22 protein-coding genes are annotated in these 23,803 nt (G+C 68.5%); 9 read left to right on the top strand and 13 right to left on the bottom strand.

Annotated features, from left to right (window positions below):
- Positions 1-31: 31 nt before the first annotated feature.
- Complete coding sequence (locus KL788_RS00440; protein WP_293167501.1) at positions 32-3,430, bottom strand: pyruvate carboxylase; 3,399 nt, start codon at positions 3,428-3,430, stop codon at positions 32-34.
- Positions 3,431-3,542: 112 nt separating this feature from the next.
- Here KL788_RS00440 and KL788_RS00435 point away from each other — a divergent pair, with 112 nt between their 5' ends.
- The gene (locus tag KL788_RS00435; RefSeq protein WP_293167499.1) at positions 3,543-4,346 is read left to right on the top strand and encodes a ParA family protein; all 804 of its coding nucleotides are present in this window, start codon (positions 3,543-3,545) and stop codon (positions 4,344-4,346) included.
- On the opposite strand, the gene KL788_RS00430 is transcribed toward KL788_RS00435, so the two are convergent.
- The 4 genes from KL788_RS00430 to KL788_RS00415 form a co-directional block, all read right to left on the bottom strand.
- Entirely contained in the window at positions 4,343-4,888 is a 546-nt protein-coding gene (locus KL788_RS00430) for a MerR family transcriptional regulator (RefSeq protein ID WP_293167498.1), read from the bottom strand. The genes KL788_RS00435 and KL788_RS00430 overlap by 4 nt on opposite strands.
- Positions 4,889-5,006: 118 nt before the next feature.
- Positions 5,007-5,711, bottom strand: a complete 705-nt coding sequence (locus KL788_RS00425; protein WP_293167496.1) for a MerR family transcriptional regulator — start codon at positions 5,709-5,711, stop codon at positions 5,007-5,009.
- Positions 5,711-6,184, bottom strand: coding sequence for an FHA domain-containing protein (locus KL788_RS00420; protein WP_293167494.1), 474 nt, complete (start codon positions 6,182-6,184; stop codon positions 5,711-5,713). The genes KL788_RS00425 and KL788_RS00420 overlap by 1 nt, the downstream gene beginning before the upstream one ends.
- Positions 6,177-6,833 (bottom strand): CDP-alcohol phosphatidyltransferase family protein, encoded by a 657-nt coding sequence (locus KL788_RS00415; RefSeq protein ID WP_293167492.1) that lies wholly within the window; start codon positions 6,831-6,833, stop codon positions 6,177-6,179. The genes KL788_RS00420 and KL788_RS00415 overlap by 8 nt, the downstream gene beginning before the upstream one ends.
- Before the next feature lie 61 nt (positions 6,834-6,894).
- On the opposite strand from KL788_RS00415, the gene KL788_RS00410 reads away from it, so the two are divergent.
- Both KL788_RS00410 and KL788_RS00405 read left to right on the top strand, forming a co-directional pair.
- Complete coding sequence (locus KL788_RS00410) at positions 6,895-7,728, top strand: DUF1295 domain-containing protein (protein WP_293167490.1); 834 nt, start codon at positions 6,895-6,897, stop codon at positions 7,726-7,728.
- A 14-nt stretch (positions 7,729-7,742) separates the two neighbouring features.
- Complete coding sequence (locus KL788_RS00405; protein ID WP_293167488.1) at positions 7,743-8,231, top strand: hypothetical protein; 489 nt, start codon at positions 7,743-7,745, stop codon at positions 8,229-8,231.
- A gap of 15 nt (positions 8,232-8,246) precedes the next feature.
- Here the strand turns inward: KL788_RS00405 and KL788_RS00400 are convergent, their stop codons facing one another.
- Positions 8,247-9,011: an SDR family NAD(P)-dependent oxidoreductase gene (locus KL788_RS00400; protein ID WP_293167486.1), complete on the bottom strand. Its 765-nt coding sequence runs from the start codon at positions 9,009-9,011 to the stop codon at positions 8,247-8,249.
- Positions 9,012-9,031: 20 nt separating this feature from the next.
- Positions 9,032-10,411: a glucose-6-phosphate dehydrogenase gene (locus KL788_RS00395; protein ID WP_293167484.1), complete on the bottom strand. Its 1,380-nt coding sequence runs from the start codon at positions 10,409-10,411 to the stop codon at positions 9,032-9,034.
- A gap of 52 nt (positions 10,412-10,463) precedes the next feature.
- Here KL788_RS00395 and KL788_RS00390 point away from each other — a divergent pair, with 52 nt between their 5' ends.
- Together KL788_RS00390 and KL788_RS00385 are read left to right on the top strand one after the other, a co-directional pair.
- Complete coding sequence (locus KL788_RS00390) at positions 10,464-12,251, top strand: glycoside hydrolase family 15 protein (RefSeq protein ID WP_293167482.1); 1,788 nt, start codon at positions 10,464-10,466, stop codon at positions 12,249-12,251.
- Positions 12,248-12,625, top strand: a complete 378-nt coding sequence (locus tag KL788_RS00385; RefSeq protein ID WP_293167480.1) for an RNA-binding S4 domain-containing protein — start codon at positions 12,248-12,250, stop codon at positions 12,623-12,625. Before KL788_RS00390 ends, KL788_RS00385 begins: the two co-directional genes overlap by 4 nt.
- Here KL788_RS00385 and KL788_RS00380 read toward each other — a convergent pair.
- Together KL788_RS00380 and KL788_RS00375 are read right to left on the bottom strand one after the other, a co-directional pair.
- Positions 12,622-13,578 carry an L-lactate dehydrogenase gene (locus KL788_RS00380; RefSeq protein ID WP_293167479.1) on the bottom strand — a complete coding sequence of 319 codons (957 nt, stop codon included), beginning with the start codon at positions 13,576-13,578 and terminating at the stop codon, positions 12,622-12,624. The two genes, KL788_RS00385 and KL788_RS00380, sit on opposite strands and share 4 nt — an antisense overlap.
- Before the next feature lie 64 nt (positions 13,579-13,642).
- Positions 13,643-13,930, bottom strand: coding sequence for a Fe-S cluster assembly protein HesB (locus KL788_RS00375; RefSeq protein WP_293167478.1), 288 nt, complete (start codon positions 13,928-13,930; stop codon positions 13,643-13,645).
- 239 nt (positions 13,931-14,169) lie between these two features.
- On the opposite strand from KL788_RS00375, the gene KL788_RS00370 reads away from it, so the two are divergent.
- From KL788_RS00370 to KL788_RS00355, 4 genes are read left to right on the top strand one after another with little or no spacing between them, the layout of a single operon-like run.
- Positions 14,170-16,674 carry an FAD-dependent oxidoreductase gene (locus KL788_RS00370; RefSeq protein ID WP_293167476.1) on the top strand — a complete coding sequence of 835 codons (2,505 nt, stop codon included), beginning with the start codon at positions 14,170-14,172 and terminating at the stop codon, positions 16,672-16,674.
- Positions 16,675-16,697: 23 nt separating this feature from the next.
- Positions 16,698-17,369, top strand: coding sequence for a hypothetical protein (locus KL788_RS00365; protein ID WP_293167474.1), 672 nt, complete (start codon positions 16,698-16,700; stop codon positions 17,367-17,369).
- Positions 17,366-18,337 carry a nucleoside hydrolase gene (locus tag KL788_RS00360; RefSeq protein ID WP_293167472.1) on the top strand — a complete coding sequence of 324 codons (972 nt, stop codon included), beginning with the start codon at positions 17,366-17,368 and terminating at the stop codon, positions 18,335-18,337. The genes KL788_RS00365 and KL788_RS00360 overlap by 4 nt, the downstream gene beginning before the upstream one ends.
- Positions 18,334-19,689: an FAD-binding oxidoreductase gene (locus KL788_RS00355; RefSeq protein ID WP_293167470.1), complete on the top strand. Its 1,356-nt coding sequence runs from the start codon at positions 18,334-18,336 to the stop codon at positions 19,687-19,689. Before KL788_RS00360 ends, KL788_RS00355 begins: the two co-directional genes overlap by 4 nt.
- Positions 19,690-19,693: 4 nt before the next feature.
- Here KL788_RS00355 and KL788_RS00350 read toward each other — a convergent pair whose 3' ends face one another.
- The 4 genes from KL788_RS00350 to KL788_RS00335 form a co-directional block, all read right to left on the bottom strand.
- Positions 19,694-20,326, bottom strand: coding sequence for a phosphoribosyltransferase (locus KL788_RS00350; protein WP_293167468.1), 633 nt, complete (start codon positions 20,324-20,326; stop codon positions 19,694-19,696).
- Between the two features lie 25 nt (positions 20,327-20,351).
- Positions 20,352-21,083, bottom strand: a complete 732-nt coding sequence (locus KL788_RS00345; protein ID WP_293167466.1) for a spermidine synthase — start codon at positions 21,081-21,083, stop codon at positions 20,352-20,354.
- On the bottom strand, positions 21,083-22,453 hold the full coding sequence (locus KL788_RS00340; protein ID WP_293167464.1) for an NAD-dependent succinate-semialdehyde dehydrogenase: 1,371 nt from the start codon (positions 22,451-22,453) through the stop codon (positions 21,083-21,085). Before KL788_RS00340 ends, KL788_RS00345 begins: the two co-directional genes overlap by 1 nt.
- Before the next feature lie 119 nt (positions 22,454-22,572).
- Positions 22,573-23,763, bottom strand: a complete 1,191-nt coding sequence (locus KL788_RS00335) for a M20/M25/M40 family metallo-hydrolase (RefSeq protein WP_293167462.1) — start codon at positions 23,761-23,763, stop codon at positions 22,573-22,575.
- Positions 23,764-23,803 lie beyond the last annotated feature (40 nt).

Here is a 23,803-nt window from a genome sequence, read left to right as displayed (position 1 = left end):
CTGCTCAGTCTAGCCTCACCCGCTGCGTGACCTACTCGATGACGACGAGCAGATCGCCGGCCTCCACCTGCTGCGTCTCGGGGATCGCTCGGCGCCGCACGATGCCGGCGACGGGTGTGGTGATCGCGGCCTCCATCTTCATGGCCTCGATCGTCGCCACCGCCTGACCGGCGTCGACGCGGTCGCCCTCGGCCACCTGCAGCGTGACGACGCCCATGAACGGTGCGGCGATCTGCCCCGGCTGCGCGGCATCGGCCTTCTCAGCGCTCACGGCGTCGACCGCGATCGATCGATCACGCACGGTGATGGGGCGCAGCTGACCGTTGAGCGTGGCCATGACGTTGCGCATGCCCTTCTCGTCGGGTTCGCCGATGGCCTCGAGACTCACGAGCAGGCTCACACCCTGCTCGATCTCGACCGTGTGCTCGACGCCCGTGCGCAGGCCGTAGAGATAGTCGGGCGTCGCGAGCACCGAGAGATCGCCGTACTGGTCTCGCACCTGCAAGAACTGCTGGGTCGGTTGCGGGAAGAGCAGCTGATTGAGCATGAGCCGTCGATCGTCGGTGCCGCCCGCGAGCTTCTCGCGCTGCTCGTCGGTCAGAGGCGTCGTGCCGATCTTCACCGTGCGCCCCGCGAGCACCTTGCTGCGGAACGGCTCAGGCCAGCCGCCCGGCAAATCGCCCAGTTCACCCGCCATGAACCCGATGACCGAGTCGGGAATGTCGTAGTTCTGCGGATTCTCTTCGAAGTCGGCTGGGTCGGCGCCGGCCGCCGCCATCTGCAGGGCGAGATCGCCGACGACCTTCGACGACGGCGTCACCTTCGTGGGCCGGCCGAGCATGCGGTTGGCCGCGGCGTACCAGTCTTCGATGATCTCGAAGCGGTCGCCGAGCCCTAGCGCGATGGCCTGCTGCCGCAGATTCGAGAGCTGACCACCCGGGATCTCGTGCGTGTAGACGCGACCGGTCGGACCAGGCAGACCCGACTCGAACGGGGCGTAGGCACGACGCACGGCCTCCCAGTAAGGCTCGAGGTCGGCGACGGGACGCAGACCGAGGCCCGTGTCGCGCTCGGTGTGCTCGAGAGCGGCGACGAGCGCCGAGAGCGACGGTTGCGAGGTCGTGCCCGCCATCGGGGCGCTCGCGGCGTCGACGGCGTCGGCTCCCGCGCGCGCGGCCGCCAGCAGGGTCGCCAGCTGACCGCCGGCGGTGTCGTGCGTGTGCACGTGCACCGGGAGGTCGAAGCGCTCGCGCAGTGCCGAGACCAGCGTCTCGGCGGCACCCGCTCGCAGCAGACCCGCCATGTCTTTGATCGCGAGAATGTGAGCACCCGATTCGACGATCTGCTCGGCCAGGCCCAAGTAGTAGTCGAGAGTGTAGAGATCTTCGGCGGGGTCGAGCAGGTCGCCCGAGTAGCACATGGCAACCTCGGCGACTGTCGTGCCCGTTGCGAGCACCGCGTCGATCGCCGGGCGCATCTGGTCGACGTCGTTGAGTGCGTCGAAGATGCGGAAGATGTCGATGCCGGTTGCCGCGGCCTCAGCCACGAACGCATCGGTCACCTCGGTCGGATACGGGGTGTACCCGACGGTGTTGCGGCCGCGGAGCAGCATCTGGATGGCCACATTGGGCAGAGCGTCGCGCATCGCCGCAAGGCGCTGCCACGGGTCTTCGCCCAAGAAGCGCAGGGCGACGTCGTAGGTGGCACCGCCCCAGGCTTCCACGCTCAGCAGGCCGGGAGTCAGTCGGGCGACGTGCGGCATGACCTGCACCAGATCGGTCGTGCGCACGCGGGTGGCGAGCAGCGACTGGTGAGCATCCCGGAAGGTGGTCTCGGTCACCGCGAGCGACGTCTGCTGCCGCAGCGCCGTCGCGAAGCCCTCAGGACCGAGCGTGAGCAGCCGCTGGCGCGAGCCCTCGGGGGCAGGAGCCTCTAGGTCGACCTGAGGCAGCTTGATCGCCGGGTCGATGATGCCCTCGCCATCGCCGTGCGGCTGGTTCACCGTCACGTCGGCGAGCCAGGCCAGCACTTTGGTACCGCGGTCTTTCGAGGGGTTCGCCTGCACGAGGTGCGGTCGCTCGTCGATGAAGGAGGTGCTCAGATCGCCGGCCTGGAAGGCGGGGTCGTCGAGCACTGCCTGCAAGAACGGGATGTTCGTCGTCACGCCGCGGATGCGGAACTCTGCGAGGCCGCGCCGCGAGCGCGATACGGCGGCGGCGAAGTCGCGACCTCGGCAGGTCATCTTGGCGAGCATCGAGTCGAAGTGGGGCGAGATCTGCGCGCCCGACGCGATCGTTCCGCCATCGAGTCGCACGCCTGCGCCGCCCGGCGAGCGGTAGGTGGTGATCTTGCCGGTGTCAGGTCGGAAGCCGCTCGCGGGATCTTCAGTGGTGATGCGGCACTGCAGCGCAGCCCCGCGCAGGTGGATCTGCTCTTGCCGCAGCCCGAGCTCGGCGAGGGTCTGACCGTAGGCGATGCGCATCTGCGACTGCACGAGGTCGACATCGGTGACCTCTTCAGTCACGGTGTGCTCGACCTGAATGCGCGGGTTCATCTCGATGAAGACGTGCTGGCCCTTGCGCTCCCCCGCCGTGTCGAGCAAGAACTCGACGGTTCCCGCGTTGACATATCCGATCGACTTCGCGAACGCGACGGCATCGCGGAACATCGCCTGCCGCACATCGTCATCGAGATTCGGAGCCGGTGCGATTTCGACGACCTTCTGGTGGCGACGCTGCACCGAGCAGTCGCGCTCGAACAGGTGCACCGTTTCTCCGGTCGCGTCCGCGAGAATCTGCACCTCGATGTGACGCGGGCGCACGACGGCCTGCTCGATGAACATGGTCGGATCACCGAATGCGCTGTCTGCTTCGCGCATGGCCGCCTCGAGCGCGGCCGGAAGATCGTCGCGATTCTCGACTCGACGCATGCCGCGCCCGCCGCCGCCCGCGACCGCCTTGGCGAACACCGGGAAGCCGATCTCGTCGGCGGCGTCGATGAGTACCTTCAGGTCGGTCGTCGCGGGGCTCGACTGCAGCACGGGCACTCCGGCAGCGATCGCCTTCTCTTTCGCCGTCACCTTGTTGCCCGCCATCTCGAGCACCGAGCGAGGCGGGCCGACGAAGGCAATACCGGCGTCGGCTGCGGCTTGGGCCAGATCGGGGTTTTCGCTCAAGAAGCCGTAGCCCGGGTAGATCGCGTCGGCTCCCGAGAGCTTCGCCACCCGGATGATCTCGTCCACGTCGAGATACGCCCGCACAGGGTGCCCGGGCTCACCGATCTGGTAGGCCTCGTCGGCCTTCAAGCGGTGCATCGAATTGCGATCTTCGTAGGGGAAGACGGCGACGGTCTTCGCCCCGAGCTCATAGGCGGCGCGGAAAGCCCTGATCGCGATTTCACCGCGGTTGGCAACAAGAATCTTGCGGAACATCGTGTCCTCTCGGAATCGGCCCAGGTGGGGGTCGACAACGCTCCGGTGGTGGCGGGCCGAGGTCGGTGCGCGTGCGCGCCTTTCCAGACTAGTGAAGGTAGGGTCGTTACTCGTGCACGTACTGAGCATCAGCTCTCTCAAGGGGGGCGTGGGGAAGACGACCGTGACGCTGGGTCTGGCGTCGGCGGCCTTCTCGCGCGGTCTGCGCACGCTCGTGGTCGATCTCGACCCGCAATCCGACGCCTCGACGGGCATGGACATCCAGGTGGCCGGTCACCTCACGGTCGCCGATGTGCTCGCCGCACCCAAAGAGCGCACCGTGCGTCAGGCGATCGCACCCAGTGGATGGACGAGGGGTCGCCCCGGCACGGTCGACGTGCTCATCGGCAGCCCGAGTGCGATCAATTTTGACGGACCGCACCCGAGCATCCGCGAGATCTGGAAGCTCGAAGAAGCACTCGCACACGTCGAGGCCGATTACGACCTCGTGCTCGTCGACTGCGCTCCCTCGCTCAACGCCCTCACGCGCACCGCGTGGGCGGCGAGCGACCGCGTCGTCGTCGTGACCGAGCCCGGCCTCTTCTCGGTGGCGGCCGCCGACCGCGCGCTCCGCGCGATCGAGGAGATTCGCCGCGGCCTGTCGCCTCGACTGCAGCCGCTCGGCATTATCGTCAACCGGGCGCGCGTGCAGTCGCTCGAGCACCAGTTCCGCATCAAAGAGCTGCGTGACATGTTCGGGCCGCTCGTGCTCGCGCCGCAACTGCCGGAGCGCACGTCGTTGCAGCAGGCTCAGGGCGCCGCGAAACCCCTGCACGTGTGGCCCGGAGACTCTGCCCAAGAGATGGCCCGCAACTTCGATCAGCTGCTCGACCGCATCATGCGCACGGCCAAGATGGGCGAGTACGCGAACCTCTAGGAAGCCCGGGTGGCCCGCCGTGCCGCGAGCTCATCGCTCGGGTCGGCAGCGGGCGTCGAGTCGAGTTCGACGAGCGAGCTCTCGACTTCGCGCAACACCTTGCCGACAGCGATGCCGAAGACGCCCTGGCCGCGGCTGACGAGGTCGATGACCTCGTCGTCGCTGGTGCAGAGATAGACGCTCGCTCCATCGCTCATGAGGGTGGTCTGAGCGAGGTCGCTGACTCCCGCCTCGCGTAGCTGCGTGACGGCGGTGCGGATCTGCTGCAGCGAGATGCCGGTGTCGAGCAGCCGCTTGACGAGCTTGAGCACGAGGATGTCGCGAAAGCCGTAGAGACGCTGCGTGCCGGAACCGGCGGCGCCCCGAACCGTGGGTTCGACGAGCTCGGTGCGGGCCCAGTAGTCGAGCTGGCGATACGAGATGCCCGCCGCGCGTGCCGCGACGGCGCCGCGGTAGCCCGCCTCGTCGTCGAGGTCGGGCATGCCGTCGGTGAAGAGCAGCCCGAGATCGTAGCGATCATCGCCTCGACGATTGTCGGTCATGGCCCCTACCTAACCTTCACGTTGAACGTGACAGTTGCTGTCACGCCCTTCACCCTAGCGATCCGGTGCACGACCTCCGCAGACATCCGCATCGACGCCTCGGCGTGTCGGGCCGCTGCTACGACTGTAGCCTGCCGAGCGCCGAACGGATCAGGCTCGACCGCACGACTTCGAGCTGGCCGGCGATCTCGCGGGCGAGTTCGGCGGCCTTCGCCCGGCTCGAGGGGTCGTTGCGGCGAGACACCGGAATCAGGGCGCTCTCGATGAGGCCCAGCTCACTCTCGGCCGCGGCGCGGAACCCCCGCAGGTGCCGAGGCTCGATACCCGAGCGCTGCAGTTCGACGAGCGCACGCAGCACCTGAACGGCGTCATCGCCATAGGTGTCGGCAGCCGCGATCAGCGATGCCGACACCGCATCGGTGAGCAGCGCGGGCGAAGCGCCGGCCTCGCGCACGAGCTCGGCCCGGGTGTAGCGCCGCTCGGTCGCCAAGATCGACTTCGGCACCGAACCGCCAGCGGGCAAGGAGGGGGTGCGGCCTGCCTCGATGTCGTCGAGGTAGCCGCGGATCACCTTGAGCGGCAGGTAGTGGTCGCGCTGCATCGAGAGGATGAAGCGCAGCCGATCGACGTCAGCCGCCGAGAACTTGCGGTAGCCCGACTCGGTTCGCGAGGGCGACACCAGGTGCCGCTCTTCGAGGAACCGCAGTTTCGAGGGCGTGAGGTCGGGAAACTCCGGGCTCAGTTTTGCGAGAACCTGACCGATGCTGAGCAGACCCGCGGGCGCGCTCGACCGGGCCGCGGTGGCAGCGGACCGTGCCGCCATCAGGCGCTCGGCGAGAGATCGAGGCGCGACGCGTAGAAGGTGAGGTGGAACTTGCCGACCTGCACCTCGGTGCCGTCGCTGAGTGCGACCGTGTCGTCGATGCGGTCGCCGCCCATGAAAGTGCCGTTGAGCGAGCCGAGGTCGCGCACCGAGAAGGAGGTGCCGTGACGCAGGAACGCGGCGTGCTTGCGCGAGACCGTCACGTCGTCGAGGAAGATGTCTGCCTCAGGATGCCGCCCCGCGACGGTCACGTCAGCGTCGAGCAGGAAGCGAGCGCCCGTGTTCGGGCCCCGTCGCACGATGAGCAGCGCTGAACCGGAGGGCAGTGCACCGATGACCTCTTGCTCGTCAGGGCTAACGCCCGCTTCGAGAGCGGCAAGCTGGGCGGCGAACTCGGGGCCGTAGTGCACGGTCGTCTCGTGCGGGCGGTACTCGCTCGGGCTCTCAGCGCCGGTCGGCGGGGTATCAGGCATCCGGTGGCCTCCTTCGGTCACTCAGCGTATCCGATGCATCGCTCGAGACTTGCGGCCGATTCGCGGTCAGTTCACGAGTCTGACGCAGGTAGAGCAGACCTGCCCACCAATAGAGGAAGGCACCCCACAGCGTGAATGCCCAGCCGATCGGACTGGTGACAACCTGCAGCTCGGGGAAGGCCTCGCCAAGCACGAGAATCGGCAGCGCATAGAACAGTGCGAAGGTCGCGACCTTGCCGAGGTGGTGCACGGGCAGGGGTCCGTAACCGCGCTGCGCTAGCACGAGCCCGAGAACGGCCAGGAACACGTCACGCCCGACGATCACGACGACGACCCACCAGGGCACGACCTCGCGCACAGCGAGGGCGATCACGGCCGCGAAGATGAAGAGCCGATCAGCGGCCGGGTCGAGCAGCTGCCCGAGCTTGGTGATCTGCCCGAACCGACGAGCGATGATGCCGTCGAGAAAGTCGCTCAGGCTCGAGACGACGATGACGATGAACGCGGCGAGATCTTCTCCGACGAGTACCAGCACGAGGAACACTGGCACGAGCAGAATGCGGAGCGCGCTCAGCGCATTGGGCACCGTCAGCACGCGGTCGCTCACCACCGGTTCGGCGGGGCGGGGCTCGTTCGACGCGGCTGACACAGCGTCAGTCTAGTGACGCAGTGTCGCAGCGAGCGGGGTGCATCAGAGTACTCTCATCGCCATGGACATCGTCGTCATCGTGCTCGGCATCGCCGTCGCCGTCAGCCTGTTCACCTGGATCGCCTCGCTCCTCACCCGCGACTACTCGTGGGTCGATCGCATCTGGTCGATCGTGCCGATCGTGTATGTGGCGGCGTTCTGGGCCGCGACCGGATTCAGTGAACCGCGGCTGACGATCATGACCGTGCTCGTGGCACTGTGGGGCGCGCGGCTGACCTTCAACTTCGCGCGCAAGGGCGGCTACCGCGGGGTCGAGGACTACCGCTGGCCAATTCTGCGCGAGCGCATGTCACCCGCCCAGTTCCAGGTCTTCAACCTGCTCTTCATCGTGATCTTCCAGAACGCCCTACTGCTGCTCATCTCGCTGCCCGCGCTCGTGGCATTCCAGAATCAGGCGGTGCCGGTCGGGATGCTCGATCTGGCACTCGCCGCGCTCTTTCTCGCCCTGCTCATCGGAGAGTTCGTCGCCGACCAGCAGCAGTGGGAGTTCCAGAAGAACAAGGCCGCGGCGATCGCGGCGGGCGAAGAGCCCGTCGCGCGCTTCGTGACGACGGGCCTCTGGCGCTTCAGCCGCCACCCGAACTTCTTCTTCGAGCAGGCGCAGTGGTGGGTGTTCTACGCGATCGGCGCGGTCGCGCTCGGCTCTGCCCTGCACTGGACCCTCGTCGGCCCCGTGCTGCTCACGGCGCTCTTCATCGGCTCGACGATCTTCACCGAGTCGATCACGCGCGAGCGGTACCCCGAGTACGTCGACTACCAGCGCAGCACGTCGATGCTGATCCCGTGGATTCCCCGACAGCGGCGTGCCGCTGCCGCTGATGCCGCGGCGGGCTGAGTAGCCTCGCGCGCATGTCGTGCATCCGCTTCAACACTCCTGCTCAGCGTCGTCAGCTCGCGACCGATGCGCCGACCATGCGGGGAGCATCCGACCTCGATGGCCCCGTGGCGCAGTTCCTCTCCCCAGCCGTGACGGCGTCGAAGATCGCGCGCATCCGGAAACTCGCCACCGACCCGAATCCGAAGATCCGCGAGAGTGCGGCATCGTCGTACCACGCGCCTGACGAGGTCTACGAGGTGCTGTCGCGCGACCCCGACCCGGGTGTGCGCGCCTGCATCGCGAAGAACGAACACGTCTCGTGCGACATCTTGCGCCGGCTCGCCGATGATCCTGACGAGCGCGTGCGCGGTTTCGTGGCGATCAACTTCTTCGTGCCCGCCGACGCCATGCAGCGCCTGGCCGACGACCCCAGCCTCGTGGTGCGGGGCCTCGTCGACTGGAAGGCTCGGCTCGCGGCCGAGGCCCACGACACGCACCTCGTCGGAGCCGGCGCGCCATAGGGGCATCGGCGGTGCTCAGTCTCCGTCGCGCGAACTGAATCGCCCGGCAGTGCCGAGCCGATCAGGCAGCACTCGGGCGAGAGCCGCGATCACGCGGTAGCGCAGCGTCGGAATCACGACCGAGCGGCCTCGATCGATGCCGCGCAGGGCGAGGCGCACGAGAGTCGGCGCCTGCAGCCACAAAAACGTGGGGATACCTGCGGTGCCGACCTTCATGCGGTCGTGGAACTCGGTGCGCACGAAGCCAGGGCACACAGCGGTGACGCTCACTCCGCGATCGCGGTAGACGATATTCGCCCCGCGCGCGAACATGACGCCCCAGGCCTTCGCCGCCGAGTAGGTGCCACGTGGCGTGAACGCGGCGACGCTCGAGATCAGCACGATGCGGCCGCGACCCCGCTCGAGCATGCCGCGCAGGGCGGTCTGCGTGAGTTGCAGCGGCACGGTGACGTGGATGTCGAGATGGCGCTTCTCGTCATCGAATGCGTTCTCGTCGAGTTCTCCGCGGATGCCGTACCCGGCATTGTTCACCAGCAGGTCGATCGGCCGGCGCCGGTCGGCCAGCCGTGCGTCGACCGCGGCGAGCCCCTCTGCGCTGAGCAGGTCGGCCGGGATCGCTTCGACCTTCACGCTGAACTCGTGCTGCAGGGCCGCCGCCGAGCGGGCGAGCCGATCAGCGTCACGCGCGACGATGACGAGGTCGTCGCCGCGCGCCGCGAGTTGGCGGGCGAACTCGGCGCCGATGCCGGCGGTGGCCCCGGTGATGAGAGCGGTGGTCATTCCGCCACCATAATCGCCCGTCAGGAGGTCGTGCGCCGAGAGGACCAGTTCGAGGGCCCGCTGCTGCCGGCCGGGTACTCGTCGAGGGGCACCTCGCCGGTGCGCCACGACGCGAGCACAGCATCCGTGATGCGCCAGCACTGCTCAGCGAGGTCGCCGCGCACCGACAGCGTGTCGTCGCCGGCGAGAATTCCGGCGAGAACTTCGCCGTACGCACTCAACTGCCCGTCGCCGAAGTCGGTCTCGAGCGTGACGCGATCGAGATCGAAGGGGTCGCCTGCGCCATTGATGTCGAGGTCGATCGACAGGTGCTCGGGCGAGAGCGAGACCCTGATCGCGGCGGGCGGCGCGTCGCCGAGAAGCCCGTCGAGCCGGTCGTGCACCGGTCGCATCGTGAGCCGAATCTCGGTCGCGGGCCGCCCGATGGCCTTGCCGCTGCGCAGCGTGATCGGCACGCCTCGCCACCGCGGTGTCTGCACCTCGACCGTCACCTCGGCGAGGGTCTCGGTGTCTCGTGCCGGGTCGACATCGGGCTCGGCGACATAATCAGGAATCTGCCGGGCGTCGATCGTGCCGGCGGTGTAGCGAGCGCGACGGCTCGACGTGGCGGGCTCGCCGCCGAACGGTCCGGTCGCGGTGAGTGCGCCGAGCATCGCGTCGTGCAGGTCGTCGGCCTCCAGGCTGGCCGGCCGCTCCATGGTGACGAGGGCGTGCACGAGCAGCAGGTGGCTCTGAATCATGTCGACGAGTGCTCCGGCACGGTCGTAGTAGCCGGCGCGGCCCTCGAGCGCGAGCGTCTCGTCGTAGACGATGTCGATCGAGTCGATGTGCTCTGCGTTCCAGAGCGCTTCGAACACGCGGTTGGCGAAGCGCAGGCCGAGCAGGTTGATCACGGTCGACTTCGCGAGAAAGTGATCGATGCGGTGGATGCGCGACTCGGGCACGAGCGCGCCGAGGAGGGCGTTGAGCGCTCTCGCCGTGGTCTCGTCTCGGGCGAACGGCTTCTCGAGAGCGAGGCGGGTCTCGGCAGGAAGCTCGATCGTCGCGAGTGCGTCGATCGCGCGCTCGGTGACCGCGGGCGGCAGCGCGAAGTACAGGATCGGCGGATGCTCTGCCGCACCGATGACACGACGCAGGTCGGCGGGCGAAGTCGCGTCAACCTGCTCGAATCGTGTGGTCGCGGCGACTACATCACGCAGCACTCCTGCGCCGAGCGCACCGGCGACGGTGCTCGCCCACTCGCGGCCCGCGTCGGGGTCGTGACCCGTACCGATGAGCTCGAGCTCACCCTGATCGGCCTGCGACTCGAGGCTCGCGAGCACGCCGTCGAGGGCGGGCAGCAGCAGTCTGCGGGTGAGGTCGCCGGTCGCTCCGAGAATGATGAGGCTGCGAGAAGACATCACCCCACGCTACCCAGCGAGCCTGGCAGAGGTGTCTGATTGACTGGATCCCATGCCTGAACCACTCGAGAACTATGCCCTGATCGGCGACTGCCGCAGCGCGGCCCTCGTCGGCAGAACGGGCTCGATCGACTGGCTGTGCCTGCCGCGCTTCGATTCCGCGTCGATGTTTGCCCGCATACTCGGCGACGAGAACCACGGTCACTGGTCGCTCAACCCTGTGGGTGAGACAGAGTGCACCAGCCGGTCGTACGACGACGACACCTTCATTCTGACGACGCGATGGGAGACCGAGTCGGGCGTCGTCGACGTCATTGACTGGATGCCGCACGGCAACGGCGAGTCTGATCTCGCCCGGCGCGTGGTCGGCATCAGCGGCGAGGTCACGATGGAGCAGCTGCTGCGCATCCGCTTCGACTACGCCGACGCCATGCCGTGGGTGCGTCAGACCGGCACCGATGATGCTCCGGCGCTCACCGCGATCGCCGGGCCCGACGGCATCGTCGTGCAGGGTGTGCGCTTCGAGCCGGTCGATCACGCGCACCGGGCTGAGTTCGTCGTTCGTGCCGGTGACACCGTCGACACGGTCATGACCTGGTTTCCGTCGCACAAGCCGCAGCGCCCCCTCCAGAGCGTCGACGCCATGCTGGCCGACACGCGGGCATGGTGGCGCGCTTGGGCGCAGGCCTGCACTCCCCCGGGCGCCTACGACCACCATGTGCGGCGCTCGCTGCTCGTGCTGCGCGCTCTCACCCACGAGTCGACGGGCGGCATCGTCGCCGCGCCGACCACGAGCCTTCCCGAGGAGATGGGCGGAGGGCGCAACTGGGACTACCGCTATGTCTGGCTGAGGGATGCTGCGCTCACGCTCGAATCGCTCATGATTCACGGCTACGAGCAGGAGGCGAGCGAGTGGCGTGACTGGCTGCTGCGCGCGATCGCCGGTGACCCGGAAGACGTGCAGATCATGTACGGGCTTTCGGGAGAGCGCCGGCTCGAAGAGCGCGAGCTCACGAGCTTGCCGGGCTACCGGGGATCAGCTCCGGTGCGCATCGGCAACGGCGCGTTCGACCAGTTTCAGGGCGACATTTTCGGCGAAGTGATGATCGCCCTCGAAGATGCGCGCGAGCTCGGGGTCGACGAAGACGACTTCTCGTGGTCGCTGCAGGTGAAGCTACTCGAGTATGTCGAGACGCAGCTCGACCGCCACGACAACGGCATCTGGGAGATTCGCGGGCCCCTGCGCGTCTTCACCCACTCGCGAGCGATGCTGTGGGCCGCGTTCGACCGCGGGATCCGCGGCGTGCGCGCGTTCGGGCTGCCGGGCCCCGCCGAGCGCTGGGAGCGCGTGCGCGACCAACTGCGGGCAGAGATCGACGAGCACGGTTACGACGCCGAGCGCGGGCACTTCGTGCAGCACTACGAGACAACCGAGGTCGATGCCTCGCTGCTGCAGCTCGCGCAGATCGGTTTCGTCGCCTACGACGACCCGCGCATGCTCGGCACCGTCGCCGAGATCGAGCGCACACTGCTGCGCGACGGTCTGCCCCTGCGCTACCGCACCGAGAGCGGAGTCGACGGGATCGCCGGCGACGAGCATCCGTTCCTCACCTGCGCCTTCTGGCTGGTCGAGCAGTACGCACGGTCAGGGCGCCTCGACGACGCCACCGCCCTCATGGATCGCCTAGTCGGACTCACGAACGATGTCGGCCTGCTGTCAGAGGAGTTCGACGTCGAGCATCATCGGCACATGGGCAACACCCCGCAGGCGCTCTCACACCTCTCTCTCGTGCGGGCTGCCGACGCGATAGCCCTGGCGCGCGGCACGACGGCCGCATGACGCACACCGGAGTACGGGTTGACGCCTACACCTGGGCGATCAGGCTCTACTCGACGCGCTCTGCCGCGACAGCCGCCTGCAAAGCAGGTCACGTCAAAGTGAACGACGCGTCGGCCAAGCCCGCCCAGGTCGTGCGCGTCGGCGACCGCGTGCGTGCCCTGACACCGGGGGGCGAGCGCATCGTCGTGGTGACGGGCCTCATCACGAAGCGCACGAGCGCTGCGCTCGCGGCTCAGAACTACGACGATCTGACTCCCCTGCCGCCTCCGCGCGAGGAGCGCCCGGCGACCGTACTGCGTGAGCGCGGAGCAGGTCGGCCGACGAAGCGCGATCGGCGGCTCATCGAGCGGCTGCGGGGCCGCGACGACATCTAGGCCAGGTCGAGCGCCGCGAGCGACTCGCGAATGGTCTCGGCGGAGGCGTGCAGCAGTCGCTCTTCGTCGGCCGAAAACGGCACATCGATCACGCGTGAGACTCCCTCGGCGTCGATGATGCTCGGCACGGAGAGCGCCACGCCGCTCACACCGCGATAGTCGGTAAGCACCGAGCTCACCGGCAGTACGGCGCCCTCGTCATTGAGCACCGCCTCGACGATGCGCGCGCCCGAGAGCCCGATGGCGTAGTTGGTCGCGCCCTTGCCGGCGATGACCTTGTAGGCCGCGGTCTTGACCTCGTGGGCGATCTGATCGAGCTCTTCGACGCTCAGCACGTCACCGTGGTCATCGACCCACTCGCGAATCGGGATCGGGCCGATGCGGCTTTGCGACCAGAGCGGAAACTCACTGTCGCCGTGCTCGCCGACGATCATGGCGTGCACGCTCGAGGCCGTCACTCCGACCCGCTCGGCCAGGCGCCACTTGAGGCGTGAGCTGTCGAGCACGGTGCCGCTCGAGAAGACTCGCCCGGCGGGCAGTCCGCTGAACCGCTGTGCGGCGACCGCGAGCACGTCGCACGGGTTCGTCACGAGCACGTAGACGGCGTTGGGAGCTCGTTCGATGAGCTCAGGCATGAGCTTCTCGAGAATGCCGACGTTGACGCCGGCGAGGTCGAGGCGGCTCTGACCGGGGTGCTGCTTGGCGCCTGCCGTCACGACCACGATGTTGGCGCCTTCGACGACGTCGAGATCGGCACCGCCGCTGATCGCGCTCGACCCGGTGAACGGGGTGCCGTGAGCGAGGTCGAGCACTTCGGCCTCGACGCGCGCGGCGTCGATGTCGTAGAGCACGACTTCGCGAGCGGAGCCCCGGATGAGGGAGGCGTAGGCGAGGGAGGAGCCGACGGCCCCAGCGCCGATGATGGCCAGGCGGGAGTTCTCAATAACGGTCATGCCGTCAGCCTGGTCGATGTCGCTGTGCGGCGCCAGGGCCGTTCGGCCCGGAGGTGCTGCGGTGCTAGGCGGGCTGGTCGCCGATCGCGAACGTGACGGCGCCTTGCTCGGTCACCTGCGCGTCGAGCACCTTGCTCTCGAGTGCCACAGAGGCGTTCGCCTCGAGGAAGACCCGGGCACCCCCCGATTCGACGACCTGGTCGCCGGGCTGTGGGGCGGGGAGCACGGCAACGGCGAACTCGGTCGACTGCGGGCCTCCGCTGTCGATGCGCAGGCCGGCGCTCTGCGGGTCGGCCTCGCGAGCGACGAGGTTCTCGATGACGGTGCTGGCGGTCTCGGTCAGTACGAGCATGGTGTGCTCTCCTTTCCTGTGCCCTCACCGCGACCCGGCTGAGTGTTCGGGCCTGAAGAGGGCAGGGGCGATCGGATGAACCGGCCACGATGCCGAACCTCGGCGCTCGATTCAACCTCACCGCCGGGGCTTTGCGGTGATTGCCAGGTTCGCGCCTCGCGATTCCGGGCCTTTCTCCCCTAGTCGGCCGCGCCCGCCGCTGTCAGCGTGGAGCCATCACCCCTGTCAGGAGTACACCCATGAAGCTTGTCGTCGTCGGCGGAGTCGCCGCTGGAGCATCCATCGCCGCTCGCGCCCGTCGCCTCGACGAGTTCGCCGAGATCATCGTTCTCGAGCGCGGTCACCACGTCTCGTTCGCGAACTGCGGGTTGCCGTACCACATCGGCGGTGTCATCACCGATCGCAGTCGGTTGCTCGTGCAGACCCCGCAGAGCCTGCGCGAAGCTCTCGACCTCGACGTGCGCATCGGCCAGGAGGTCGTCTCCATCGACCGCGCGGCGAAGAGCGTGACCGTTCGCCGGGTCGACGACGGTACCGAGTACACCGAGTCGTACGATGCGCTCGCGCTCACGCCCGGCGCTGAAGCACTTCGCCCGCCGATACCTGGAATTGACCTGCCAGGCGTGCACGTGCTGCGCCGCATGGGCGACATGGACCAGATCAAGACGCAATTGGATGCGCTGCTCGCCGACGCCGCGGCCGGGCGACGTGGCCCGGTTCGCGCGGTGGTCATCGGAGCCGGGTACATCGGTCTTGAGATGGCTGAGAACCTGAGGCACCGCGGTGCCGAGGTCGATGTTGTCGAGCTCGCCGACCAGATTCTGCCGCCCATCGACCACGAGCTCTCGGTGCCGGTCGAGTCGCACCTGCGTAGCCGCGGCGTGGCCGTGCATCTCGAGACGGGGGCTGCCGCGCTGCGAGAAGCCTCGGGCGGCCTCGACGTCGAGCTGACCAATCACACCGTGCTGCACGCCGATCTCGTGATTCTTTCGGCAGGTGTGCGACCGAACACCCAGCTGGCCCGTGACGCGGGTCTCGAGCTTGGCGAGCGCGGCGGCATCGTCGTCGACACCCACATGCGTACCTCTGACCCGCACATCTGGGCGGCGGGCGACGCCGTCGAGACCCCGAACACGGTGCTGCCCGGCTCGTGGCTCGCCCCGCTCGCCGGGCCCGCAAACCGGCAGGCGCGCGTCGCCGCCGAGAACATCTGCGGTCGCGACACCGAATACCGCTCGACCCAGGGCACCTCGATCGTCAAGGTCTTCGACATGGTCGCGGGCGGCACCGGGGCCACCCAGCGGCAGCTGATCGCGGCTGGTGTTCCGCACCGGGCCATCCACGTGCACCCCTCGGGTCACGCGGGCTACTATCCGGGCACCGCGATGATGCACCTCAAGGTCGTCTTCGACCCCGAGACGGGCCGGGTGCTCGGTGGCCAGGCGGCCGGCTTCGACGGCGTCGACAAGCGTATTGACGTGCTGGCCACGGCGGTGCGCATGGGCATGACGGTCTTCGACCTCGAAGAGCTCGAACTCGCCTACGCTCCCCCGTTCGGCTCGGCGAAAGACCCCATGAACATGGCCGGTTTCGTCGCGGCGAACGTCGTGCGCGGCGATCTCTCGCTCTGGTACGCCGAGGACTACCCGGCGGCCGTCGAGGGCGCACGCATCATCGATGTGCGCACGGCAGAAGAGTTCGGCATCTGGCACCTGCCCGGCGCCGAGAACGTGCCGCTCGACACGCTGCGCACGGCCTGCGTCGAGTGGAACACGAGCACACCGATTCGGCTGTACTGCGCCGTCGGATTCCGCTCCTACCTGGCGTACCGCGCTCTGCGGCAGCGCGGCTTCACCGACCTCAAGACGCTCTCGGGCGGCTCGACAACCTTCCGGGCGTGGCACCAGCTCGACGAGGCCGACGCACCCGTGCAGCGCGCACCGATGGAGAACTACGCCGAGACACACTCGCTGTTCGCGCTCGCCCCGACGGGAATCGGCGCATCCATCGACCTCGACGTCACCGGCCTCGCGTGCCCTGGCCCGATCATGAAGCTCGCCGAGGCGGCGACCGCGGCCGACGCGGGCGACGAGATCACCATTCACGTCAGCGACCCCGGATTCGCGGCGGATGCTCCCGCCTGGGTCAAGCGCAATGGCCACGAGCTCGTCTCGATCGAGCCGGAAGGCCCCGGCTACGTGGCGGTGATCCGCAAGGGCGGAGCAGGCGCGATGGCCTCGGCGCGTCCGGTCGGCGGCGCGACCGTCTCAGGCCCGGGCAAGAACTCGTTCGTCGTCTTCTCGGGCGATCTCGACAAGGTGCTCGCCTCGATGATCATCGCCAACGGGGCTCTCGCCATGGGCGAGCAGGTCTCGATGTTCTTCACCTTCTGGGGGCTCAACGCGCTGCGTCGCGAGCAACCGCCGAAGCGTCAGAAGAAGATGATGGACCGCATGTTCGGCATGATGATGCCCTCCGGTGCGAACGACCTGCCGCTCTCGACCATGAACATGGCGGGTATGGGCCCGGTCATGATCAAGAACGTCATGAAGCAGCACAACGTGCCGAGTTTGCCCGAGCTCATCGCCTCGGCGCAGGCTGGCGGTGCCCGGCTCATCGGCTGCACGATGACGATGGATCTGCTGGGCATCGCGCACAGCGACCTCATTGACGGTGTCGAGCTCGGTGGAGTCGCCACCTTCCTCGGCGAGGCGTCTGAGTCGACCACCACACTGTTCATCTAGCGCGGGTGATCTAGCATCGGGGCATGAGCGAGGCAGGCCACTCGGCAGCTGACGAGATTCCGGTGGGAGGCATGCCGACCCGGTCGGGCTCGGTGGCGCGCACCCTGCTGCTCGCCGCGCTCGTCGCAACGGCGCTCATGGCTCTCGCCTTCCAGTTCGGCATCGGTGACACCGTCTTCAACCGGCCGGGCGAACTCGCCCTGCTCTTCGTCGATGTCGCTCCGGTGCTCTGGTTCGCTGCTGCCGCCGTGCTGCTCAGCGTGTTCCGCTGGCAGACCATCGATCAGCGCTTCCGCTGGGTGGCACTCGCCGGCGTCATGGCCGTCGTCATCTCGCTGCTATTCCGCGTGCTCGTGCTCGGCCAGTCGTGGGTCGAAGCGATGCTCGAACCCTTTACCACAGGCTTCATCGTCGTGACCGCGGCCGCCATCGGCTTCACCCGCACACGCGTACGCCGCCTCGCCCGCGGCACCGACGCCGGCATCACCCTGACGGGCATCGCGCTCGGCTTCGCCGTCGTCGGAGCCGGAGTCGCCCTGGGCTCGGTGCGGGTCGCTCTCGCCGGGCCGCCCGTGCCGCCTGGCGCTGTGTCGCGATATGTCGAGTTCGACCCGACGACCGGATTGCTGATCGCCGCGACACTCATCATGGTCGCCGCGCTGTTCTGGTTCGCCGACCGCACCCGCAACCGATGACCGCCCAGCCGGTGATTCTCGACGTCGACACCGGGGTCGACGATGCCCTTGCGATTCTGCTCGCCGTGCGCCACCCCGCCCTCGACGTGCGGGCGATCACGTGCACGGGCGGCAATGCGCCGCTCGCCCAGGTCGTCGCAAACACGCTGGCGGTGCTGGATGCGGCCGATGCTGGCAACATCCCTGTGGCCGCCGGGGCGCACCGGCCCCTGCTCGAAGCACCGCAGCACGCGGCCGCCATCCACGGAGCCGACGGCCTCGCCGACCTCGCCCTGGCCCGCTCTGCCCGCGCACCCGAGCATGGTCACGCGGTCGAGCTGCTGCGGCGCACTCTCGCCGACAGCGCTGAACCCGTGACGATCATCAGCCTCGCACCCCTGACAAATATCGCGATGCTGCTGCGACTGCACCCCGACGTGACCGAGCGCATCGCGCGCGTGGTCATGATGGGCGGGGCCGTCGGCTCGGGCAACGCGACGGCCGCCGCCGAATTCAACGTCTGGCACGACCCCGAAGCGGCGGCGATCGTGCTCGGCGATGGGCTCGACGTGCTCATGTACGGTCTCGAGCCGTTCTACCGCGTCTCGGTCACGCACGACGACGCACGTCGCCTCTCCGACTCCGCCGACGCTGGTGCTCGCCTCGCGGGCGCCCTGCTGACCCACCTGATCGGCATCGACGCGACCGAAGATCGCGTGGCCGACGAGCGAGTCGCGATCGGCGACGCGGGCGCCGTCTGCGCCGCCATCGATCCGAGCCCGCTCGTGACGCGACTCGCCCCCGTCGAAGTCGCCCTCTCTCCGGGCCCGACCCGCGGGCAGACGGTCGTCGACCTGCGCACCATGGTCGGCGCCGACATCACGGCTGCTCGCGCGATTGCGCCCGCGACGGTCGTGCTCGACGTCGACGCCGAGCCGTACCGACGGCTGTTTCTCGAGACTCTTCTCGGCACGTCGATCCGGTCATGACCGACGTTCTCGCCCAGCTGCAGTCTGCCGTCGGTGGCTCGCTGTCGATCGAGCCGGTCATGCTCGAGTCTGCCCGCAGCGACAAGTCGGGCCAGCGCAGCGTTTCTCCACCGCTCGCCGTCGTGACGGCGCGCAGTGTCGAGCAGGTGCAGGCGGTGATGCGCATCGCCCACGAGCACCGCATCCCCGTCGTGCCCCGCGGTGCCGGCACGGGGCTCACGGGTGGCGCCATGGCACGTGGCGGCGAGCTCGTGCTCTCGACGGCCGGCATGACTCGCGTGCTCGAGATCGACGAGGCTGACCAGGTGGCCGTGGTCGAACCGGGCATCCTCAACGCCGATCTCAACCGCACGCTCGAACCGCTCGGCCTGCGTTGGGCCCCCGACCCGGCGAGCCGCGAGATCTCGACCGTCGGGGGCAACATCGCGACGAATGCCGGCGGCCTGCTGTGCGCGAAGTACGGCGTCACCCGTGAGGCGGTGCTGGGCCTCGAGGTCGTGCTCGCCGACGGCACGCTCCTGCGGCTTGGGCATCGCACCGTGAAGGGCGTGACTGGCCTCGATCTCACCGCCCTCATGATCGGATCAGAGGGAACGCTCGGCGTCATCGTCGGGGCAACCCTCAAGCTGACGCCCCTGCCGACGGGAGCCGTCGCGACGATCGCCGCGTACTTCTCGACCATCGAGCAGGCGGCCGCCGCGTCGGCGGCGATCACTGCGGCCCGCCTCCGCCCCGCCGCGATGGAGCTTGTCGATCCGCAGGCGCTCGCGGGCATCCTGCAGTATCTGGGCCTTCCTCAGCGGCAGGCCGGCAGCGCGCATCTCCTCGTGCAGACTGACGGCGATGCGGCAGAAGAGGAGGGGCGGGACGCGCTCGCGATCATCTCCCGGCTCGGAGGAACGGCGAGTGTGACAACCGACCCTGAGGAGGGCGAACGCCTGCTCGCCGTGCGCCGCGCGATGCACCCCGCCATGGAGGCGCAGGGGCAAGTGCTCATCGAAGACATCGCGGTACCGCGCTCGCAGCTCGTCGCGATGTTCGCCGCGATCCGTCGCATCAGCGAGCGCTATGGCGTGGCGATACCGACCGTGGCGCACGCGGGCGACGGCAACCTGCACCCCAACTTGATCTACACGGGCGACGAGGTTCCCGAGGTGATCTGGGCCGCGGCGGGCGAGCTGTTCGAGGCAGCACTCGCACTCGGGGGCACGCTCACCGGCGAGCACGGTATCGGCACCCTCAAGCGTCGATGGCTCGCTGACGAACTGGGCGACGAGCAAGTCGCACTGCAACGGCGCATCAAGGCCGCGTTCGACCCACGGGGCATTCTCAACCCCGGCAAGGTCTTCTAGCCCGTCACGACTCGCGCGCCCGACGCAGCAGGTCGACCACCTCGGTGTCGCTCACCTGATCGAAGTGCGCGTAGAACTGCCCGACGGCGCCGAATGCCTCCGACAGGATGACCGAGCGCAGCTCGTCCGCCTCGGGCAGGCCAAGCGCGGCATCGCGGGGCGCGCACGGCACGGCCACCACTACCCGCGACGCACCGCGGGCGAGCGCCACCTGGCTCGCCGCACGCGCGGTGGCCCCCGTGGCGAGACCGTCGTCGACAATGAGCGCGGTGCGCCCCGAGAGTTCCACCATGGGGTGCTCGCCCCGCAGCGCGGTGACCCGTCGGGCGAGTTCGCTGCGCTCCTCATCTTCGACCCGCGCGACCTGGAGGGGGTCAAGCCGCAGTCGGTCGACGAGCCGCTCGTCAAGCACGCGCACTCCGCCCTCACCCAGCGCGCCCAGCGCGTACTCGGGTTCGCCTGGCACGCCGATCTTGCGCACAATGATGACGTCGAGCGGAGCATCCAGCGCCTGCGCCACGACGGCGGCCACCGGCACCCCGCCTCGCGGCAGACCAAGCACCACGGGATTCTCGTCGCGCAGATCGGCCACCAGTCTCGCCACCTGCTCACCGGCGTCGATGCGATCGCGGAACATCGTGGCTCCTCTCGGCGCCTCGAGGCTACGAGCCGGCACCCCGCTGCGCAAGAGTCGCAACGTACACACCATTGCGCGAGACACCCTCGGTCAGAGGGTTGGCGAACTCGACGGTGTGACCCTCGACCGACGCGAACACCTCTCGCAGCACCGCGAGGAACGACTCGTCGGGCACCTCGTCTGACCACAGTGCGAAGACGCCACCGGGCGCGAGGTGGCGAGAGAGCCGACGCATTCCTTCGACGGTATACAGATCGGCGTGGCTCGCGTCGAGCGTGAAGGTTGGCGTGTGGTCGACATCGAGCAGAATCGCGTCGAGATCGCGCGCCACGGCATCGACGTCACCCGGCTCGCCCCGCATGATGGCGAAGAAGTCGGCCTGCACGAGGGTGGTGCGAGGGTCGTCAACGAGTCGGTCGCTCACCGGCAGCAGTCGACGGTCGTGCCAGCCGATGACCTCGGGCAGTGCATCCACGATCGCGAGCGAACGAATGCGAGGGTCGTCGAGCGCCGTGACGGCCGTGTAGCCGAGCCCGAGCCCGCCGACCACGACGCTGAGCGGTGCCGTGCCGGCCACGGCAGCCAGACCGAGCCGGGCCAGTTCTTCTTCAGCCACGGTGAAGAGGCTCGACATGAGGTACTCATCGCCGAGCTTCACCTCATAGACGTCGACGCCGACGACGGGCTCGTGCCGACGCCGCAACGAGAGCTCGCCCATGGGCGTCTGCTCATGGGCGAGCTCTTCGAAGCGGAGCATCAGGCGATGCGGATCATCTTCTTGTTGACGAACTCGTCGATGCCGAGCGTGCCGAGTTCGCGGCCCGAGCCCGAGCGCTTGATGCCGCCGAAGGGCAGCTCAGGGCTGTCGGCGAGCACGCAGTTGACGTAGACCATGCCGGCCTCGATCTGGTCGGCGACGCGGGCCGCCTGCTCAGAATCGGTCGTGAAGAGGTACGAGCCGAGACCGAACGGCGTGTCGTTGGCGAGCTGCACGGCCTCGGCCTCGTTCGCCACCTTGAACACCTGGGCGACGGGGCCGAAGAACTCTTCGTAGTAGGCGTCGTTGCCCGGCTTCACGTCGGCAAGCACGGTCGACGAGAAGAAGTTGCCGTCGCGCGTGCCGCCCGTGAGCACGGTCGCACCGCCTGAGACGGCGCGCTTGACCTGGTCTTCGAGGCCTTCGGCGGCCGACGACGACGACAGCGGACCGTAAGCGCCGCCTTCGACCATCGGGTCGCTCGCCTGGGTGCCCGACATCTGCGCGACGAACTTCTCGAGGAAGGCGTCGTAGAGATCGTCGATGACGATGAAGCGCTTGGCACCGTTGCACGACTGGCCGCTGTTGTCGAGACGCGCGTTCGTGGCCATCTCGACCGTGGCGTCGAGGTCGTCGGTGCTGAGCAGGATGAAGGGGTCGCTGCCGCCGAGCTCAAGCACGACCTTCTTGAGGTGCCGGCCGGCCTGCTCGGCGACGGCCGCACCGGCGCGCTCTGAACCGGTGAGCGAGACGCCCTGCACGCGCGGGTCGGCGATCATCGTGGCGATCTGGTCGGTCGTCGCATAGATGTTCGTGTACGCGCCGACCGGGAAACCGGCGTCGGCGAAGATCTGGTGAATGGCTTCGGCCGAGGCGGGGCACTGGGCTGCGTGCTTGAGCAGGATCGTGTTGCCGAGAATGAGGTTTGGGCCGGCAAAGCGGGCGACCTGGTAGTACGGAAAGTTCCAGGGCATGATGCCGATGAGCACGCCCATGGGGCTCTTGCGGATAAAGGCCGAGCCCTCGCTGCCCTCGGCGAGCTCGATCGGCTCGTCTTTCAGCAGGGCGGGGCCATTGTCGGCGTAGTACTGGTAGATGTCGGCCGAGAAGTCGACCTCGCCCAAAGCGTCGCCGATGGGCTTGCCCATCTCGCGCACGATCGTCTCGGCGAGGTGTTGGCGGCGCTCGCGGTGCAAGTCGGCGACCTTCGCGATGAGCGCGGCGCGCTGCTCGACCGTAGTCGTGCGGGCCCACTCGCGGTAGGCCTTGTCGGCTCCATCGACCGCCGACGCGATCTCGGCGTCGGTCGCCGTCGGATACGTGGTGATCGTCTCCCCGGTCGCGGGGTTGGTCACTGCGTACTTGCTCATGAGGCTCCTCGTGAATTCGCGCTGGGCACCTCGCATCGCGCCGGTGGGCGAGACGGTGGCGGCGGTGCACCCGTGGGCACCAGTTTATGGTGCCGCGCGGGCACCGTGAAGCACTGCGCTCAGCCGCGGCCGACGTGCGCCTCGATCACCCCGAGCAGCACGGCCTCGAGCTCTCGCACCGAGCGGATGCTGGCCCACTCGACATCGGCGTGGGCTCCTCCGCCATCGGCGCCGATCACGAGGCACGGTATGCCCGCCTCGTGCACCAGTCGCGCGTCTGTCCAGAACGGCTCGCCCCGACGTCGGGCCGGGGTGGCGAGCACCGTCTCGACCTGCTGCGCGACGAGCTCGACGATCGCGCTCTTCGGCTGGGCCTCGAAGGCGGCTCGCGCGACCAGTCGGCGCAGCGCACCGAGAGCTCCGGGCACCGCGCCGGCCGCGTGCTCGACGAGCTCGTGCAGCTCGCGCTCGACGTCGTCGAGGTCGTCGTTGGGCAGGGTGCGACGTTCGACGGTGATGACGCAGCGGTCGGCGACGGTCGCGGCGTCGGTTCCCCCGTTGATGGTCGACACCCGCACGGTGCCGTGCCCGAGCAGCGGGTGCGGTGCGTCGTTCAGCAGTCGCGCGCGCACCTCGCCGAGGCTGTGCACGAAGCTGCTGGCGGCAACGAGGGCATCGACGCCCTGCTCGGGCATCGAGCCGTGCGCCGCGAGCCCGCTGAAGACCACTTCGAACCACGCAAAGCCCCGGTGCGCCACGGTGAGCTCGAGCGCCGAGGGCTCAATGACGAGACCCGCGGTCGGCATGACACCCGTCGCAGCCAGGTGGGCGAGCGTCTCGACCGTGCCCGTGCTGCCGAACTCTTCGTCAGCGACAAGTGCCAACACGATGTCTCCGCGCAGTGAGAGCTCGGCCTGCGCGCGGGCCGCGGCGACCATGGCCGCCGCCACCCCGCTCTTCGTGTCGAAGGCTCCGCGCCCGTAGAGGCGGTCGCCCTCGATGCTGGCCGAGAACGGGTCGCCCTCGTAGCTCTCGACGCCGACGGTGTCGAGGTGGGCGTTGAGCAGCAGCGCGGGGCCTCCCCCGCTACCGCGAGCGATCGCGATGATCGACGGATGCCCGGTGCGGCCCTCGAGGCGCGTCACCTCGAACCCGCGCTGCGTCAGCCAGGCGGCGCACCAGTCGACGATCGCGGTCTCACCCGACGCTTCGGGCACGAGATCGCTGTTGACCGAGTCGATGGCCACGAGCGCGGTCAGCACGTCGATGACATCGCTCGGCCCGGCCGTCGGTGCGGAGGGGTGCGTCACGAGTGCCACTGTAGACGCGCGCGCAACGCCAGGGCCGTCA

Source organism: Microcella sp. (assembly GCF_019739195.1).
Classification (GTDB): Bacteria; Actinomycetota; Actinomycetes; order Actinomycetales; family Microbacteriaceae; genus Microcella.
This window is presented reverse-complemented; position numbering and strand designations above follow the sequence as displayed.

What these genes read in the sequence shown, in the direction of transcription:
- KL788_RS00440 (WP_293167501.1), bottom strand. Translation starts at nt 3,430, where the DNA reads ATGTTCCGCAAGATTCTTGTTGCCAACCGCGGTGAAATCGCGATCAGG.
- KL788_RS00430 (WP_293167498.1), bottom strand. Translation starts at nt 4,888, where the DNA reads ATGACCGACAATCGTCGAGGCGATGATCGCTACGATCTCGGGCTGCTC.
- KL788_RS00425 (WP_293167496.1), bottom strand. Translation starts at nt 5,711, where the DNA reads ATGGCGGCACGGTCCGCTGCCACCGCGGCCCGGTCGAGCGCGCCCGCG.
- KL788_RS00420 (WP_293167494.1), bottom strand. Translation starts at nt 6,184, where the DNA reads ATGCCTGATACCCCGCCGACCGGCGCTGAGAGCCCGAGCGAGTACCGC.
- KL788_RS00410 (WP_293167490.1), top strand. Translation starts at nt 6,895, where the DNA reads ATGGACATCGTCGTCATCGTGCTCGGCATCGCCGTCGCCGTCAGCCTG.
- KL788_RS00405 (WP_293167488.1), top strand. Translation starts at nt 7,743, where the DNA reads ATGTCGTGCATCCGCTTCAACACTCCTGCTCAGCGTCGTCAGCTCGCG.
- KL788_RS00400 (WP_293167486.1), bottom strand. Translation starts at nt 9,011, where the DNA reads ATGACCACCGCTCTCATCACCGGGGCCACCGCCGGCATCGGCGCCGAG.
- KL788_RS00395 (WP_293167484.1), bottom strand. Translation starts at nt 10,411, where the DNA reads ATGTCTTCTCGCAGCCTCATCATTCTCGGAGCGACCGGCGACCTCACC.
- KL788_RS00390 (WP_293167482.1), top strand. Translation starts at nt 10,464, where the DNA reads ATGCCTGAACCACTCGAGAACTATGCCCTGATCGGCGACTGCCGCAGC.
- KL788_RS00385 (WP_293167480.1), top strand. Translation starts at nt 12,248, where the DNA reads ATGACGCACACCGGAGTACGGGTTGACGCCTACACCTGGGCGATCAGG.
- KL788_RS00380 (WP_293167479.1), bottom strand. Translation starts at nt 13,578, where the DNA reads ATGACCGTTATTGAGAACTCCCGCCTGGCCATCATCGGCGCTGGGGCC.
- KL788_RS00375 (WP_293167478.1), bottom strand. Translation starts at nt 13,930, where the DNA reads ATGCTCGTACTGACCGAGACCGCCAGCACCGTCATCGAGAACCTCGTC.
- KL788_RS00370 (WP_293167476.1), top strand. Translation starts at nt 14,170, where the DNA reads ATGAAGCTTGTCGTCGTCGGCGGAGTCGCCGCTGGAGCATCCATCGCC.
- KL788_RS00365 (WP_293167474.1), top strand. Translation starts at nt 16,698, where the DNA reads ATGAGCGAGGCAGGCCACTCGGCAGCTGACGAGATTCCGGTGGGAGGC.
- KL788_RS00360 (WP_293167472.1), top strand. Translation starts at nt 17,366, where the DNA reads ATGACCGCCCAGCCGGTGATTCTCGACGTCGACACCGGGGTCGACGAT.
- KL788_RS00355 (WP_293167470.1), top strand. Translation starts at nt 18,334, where the DNA reads ATGACCGACGTTCTCGCCCAGCTGCAGTCTGCCGTCGGTGGCTCGCTG.
- KL788_RS00350 (WP_293167468.1), bottom strand. Translation starts at nt 20,326, where the DNA reads ATGTTCCGCGATCGCATCGACGCCGGTGAGCAGGTGGCGAGACTGGTG.
- KL788_RS00345 (WP_293167466.1), bottom strand. Translation starts at nt 21,083, where the DNA reads ATGCTCCGCTTCGAAGAGCTCGCCCATGAGCAGACGCCCATGGGCGAG.
- KL788_RS00340 (WP_293167464.1), bottom strand. Translation starts at nt 22,453, where the DNA reads ATGAGCAAGTACGCAGTGACCAACCCCGCGACCGGGGAGACGATCACC.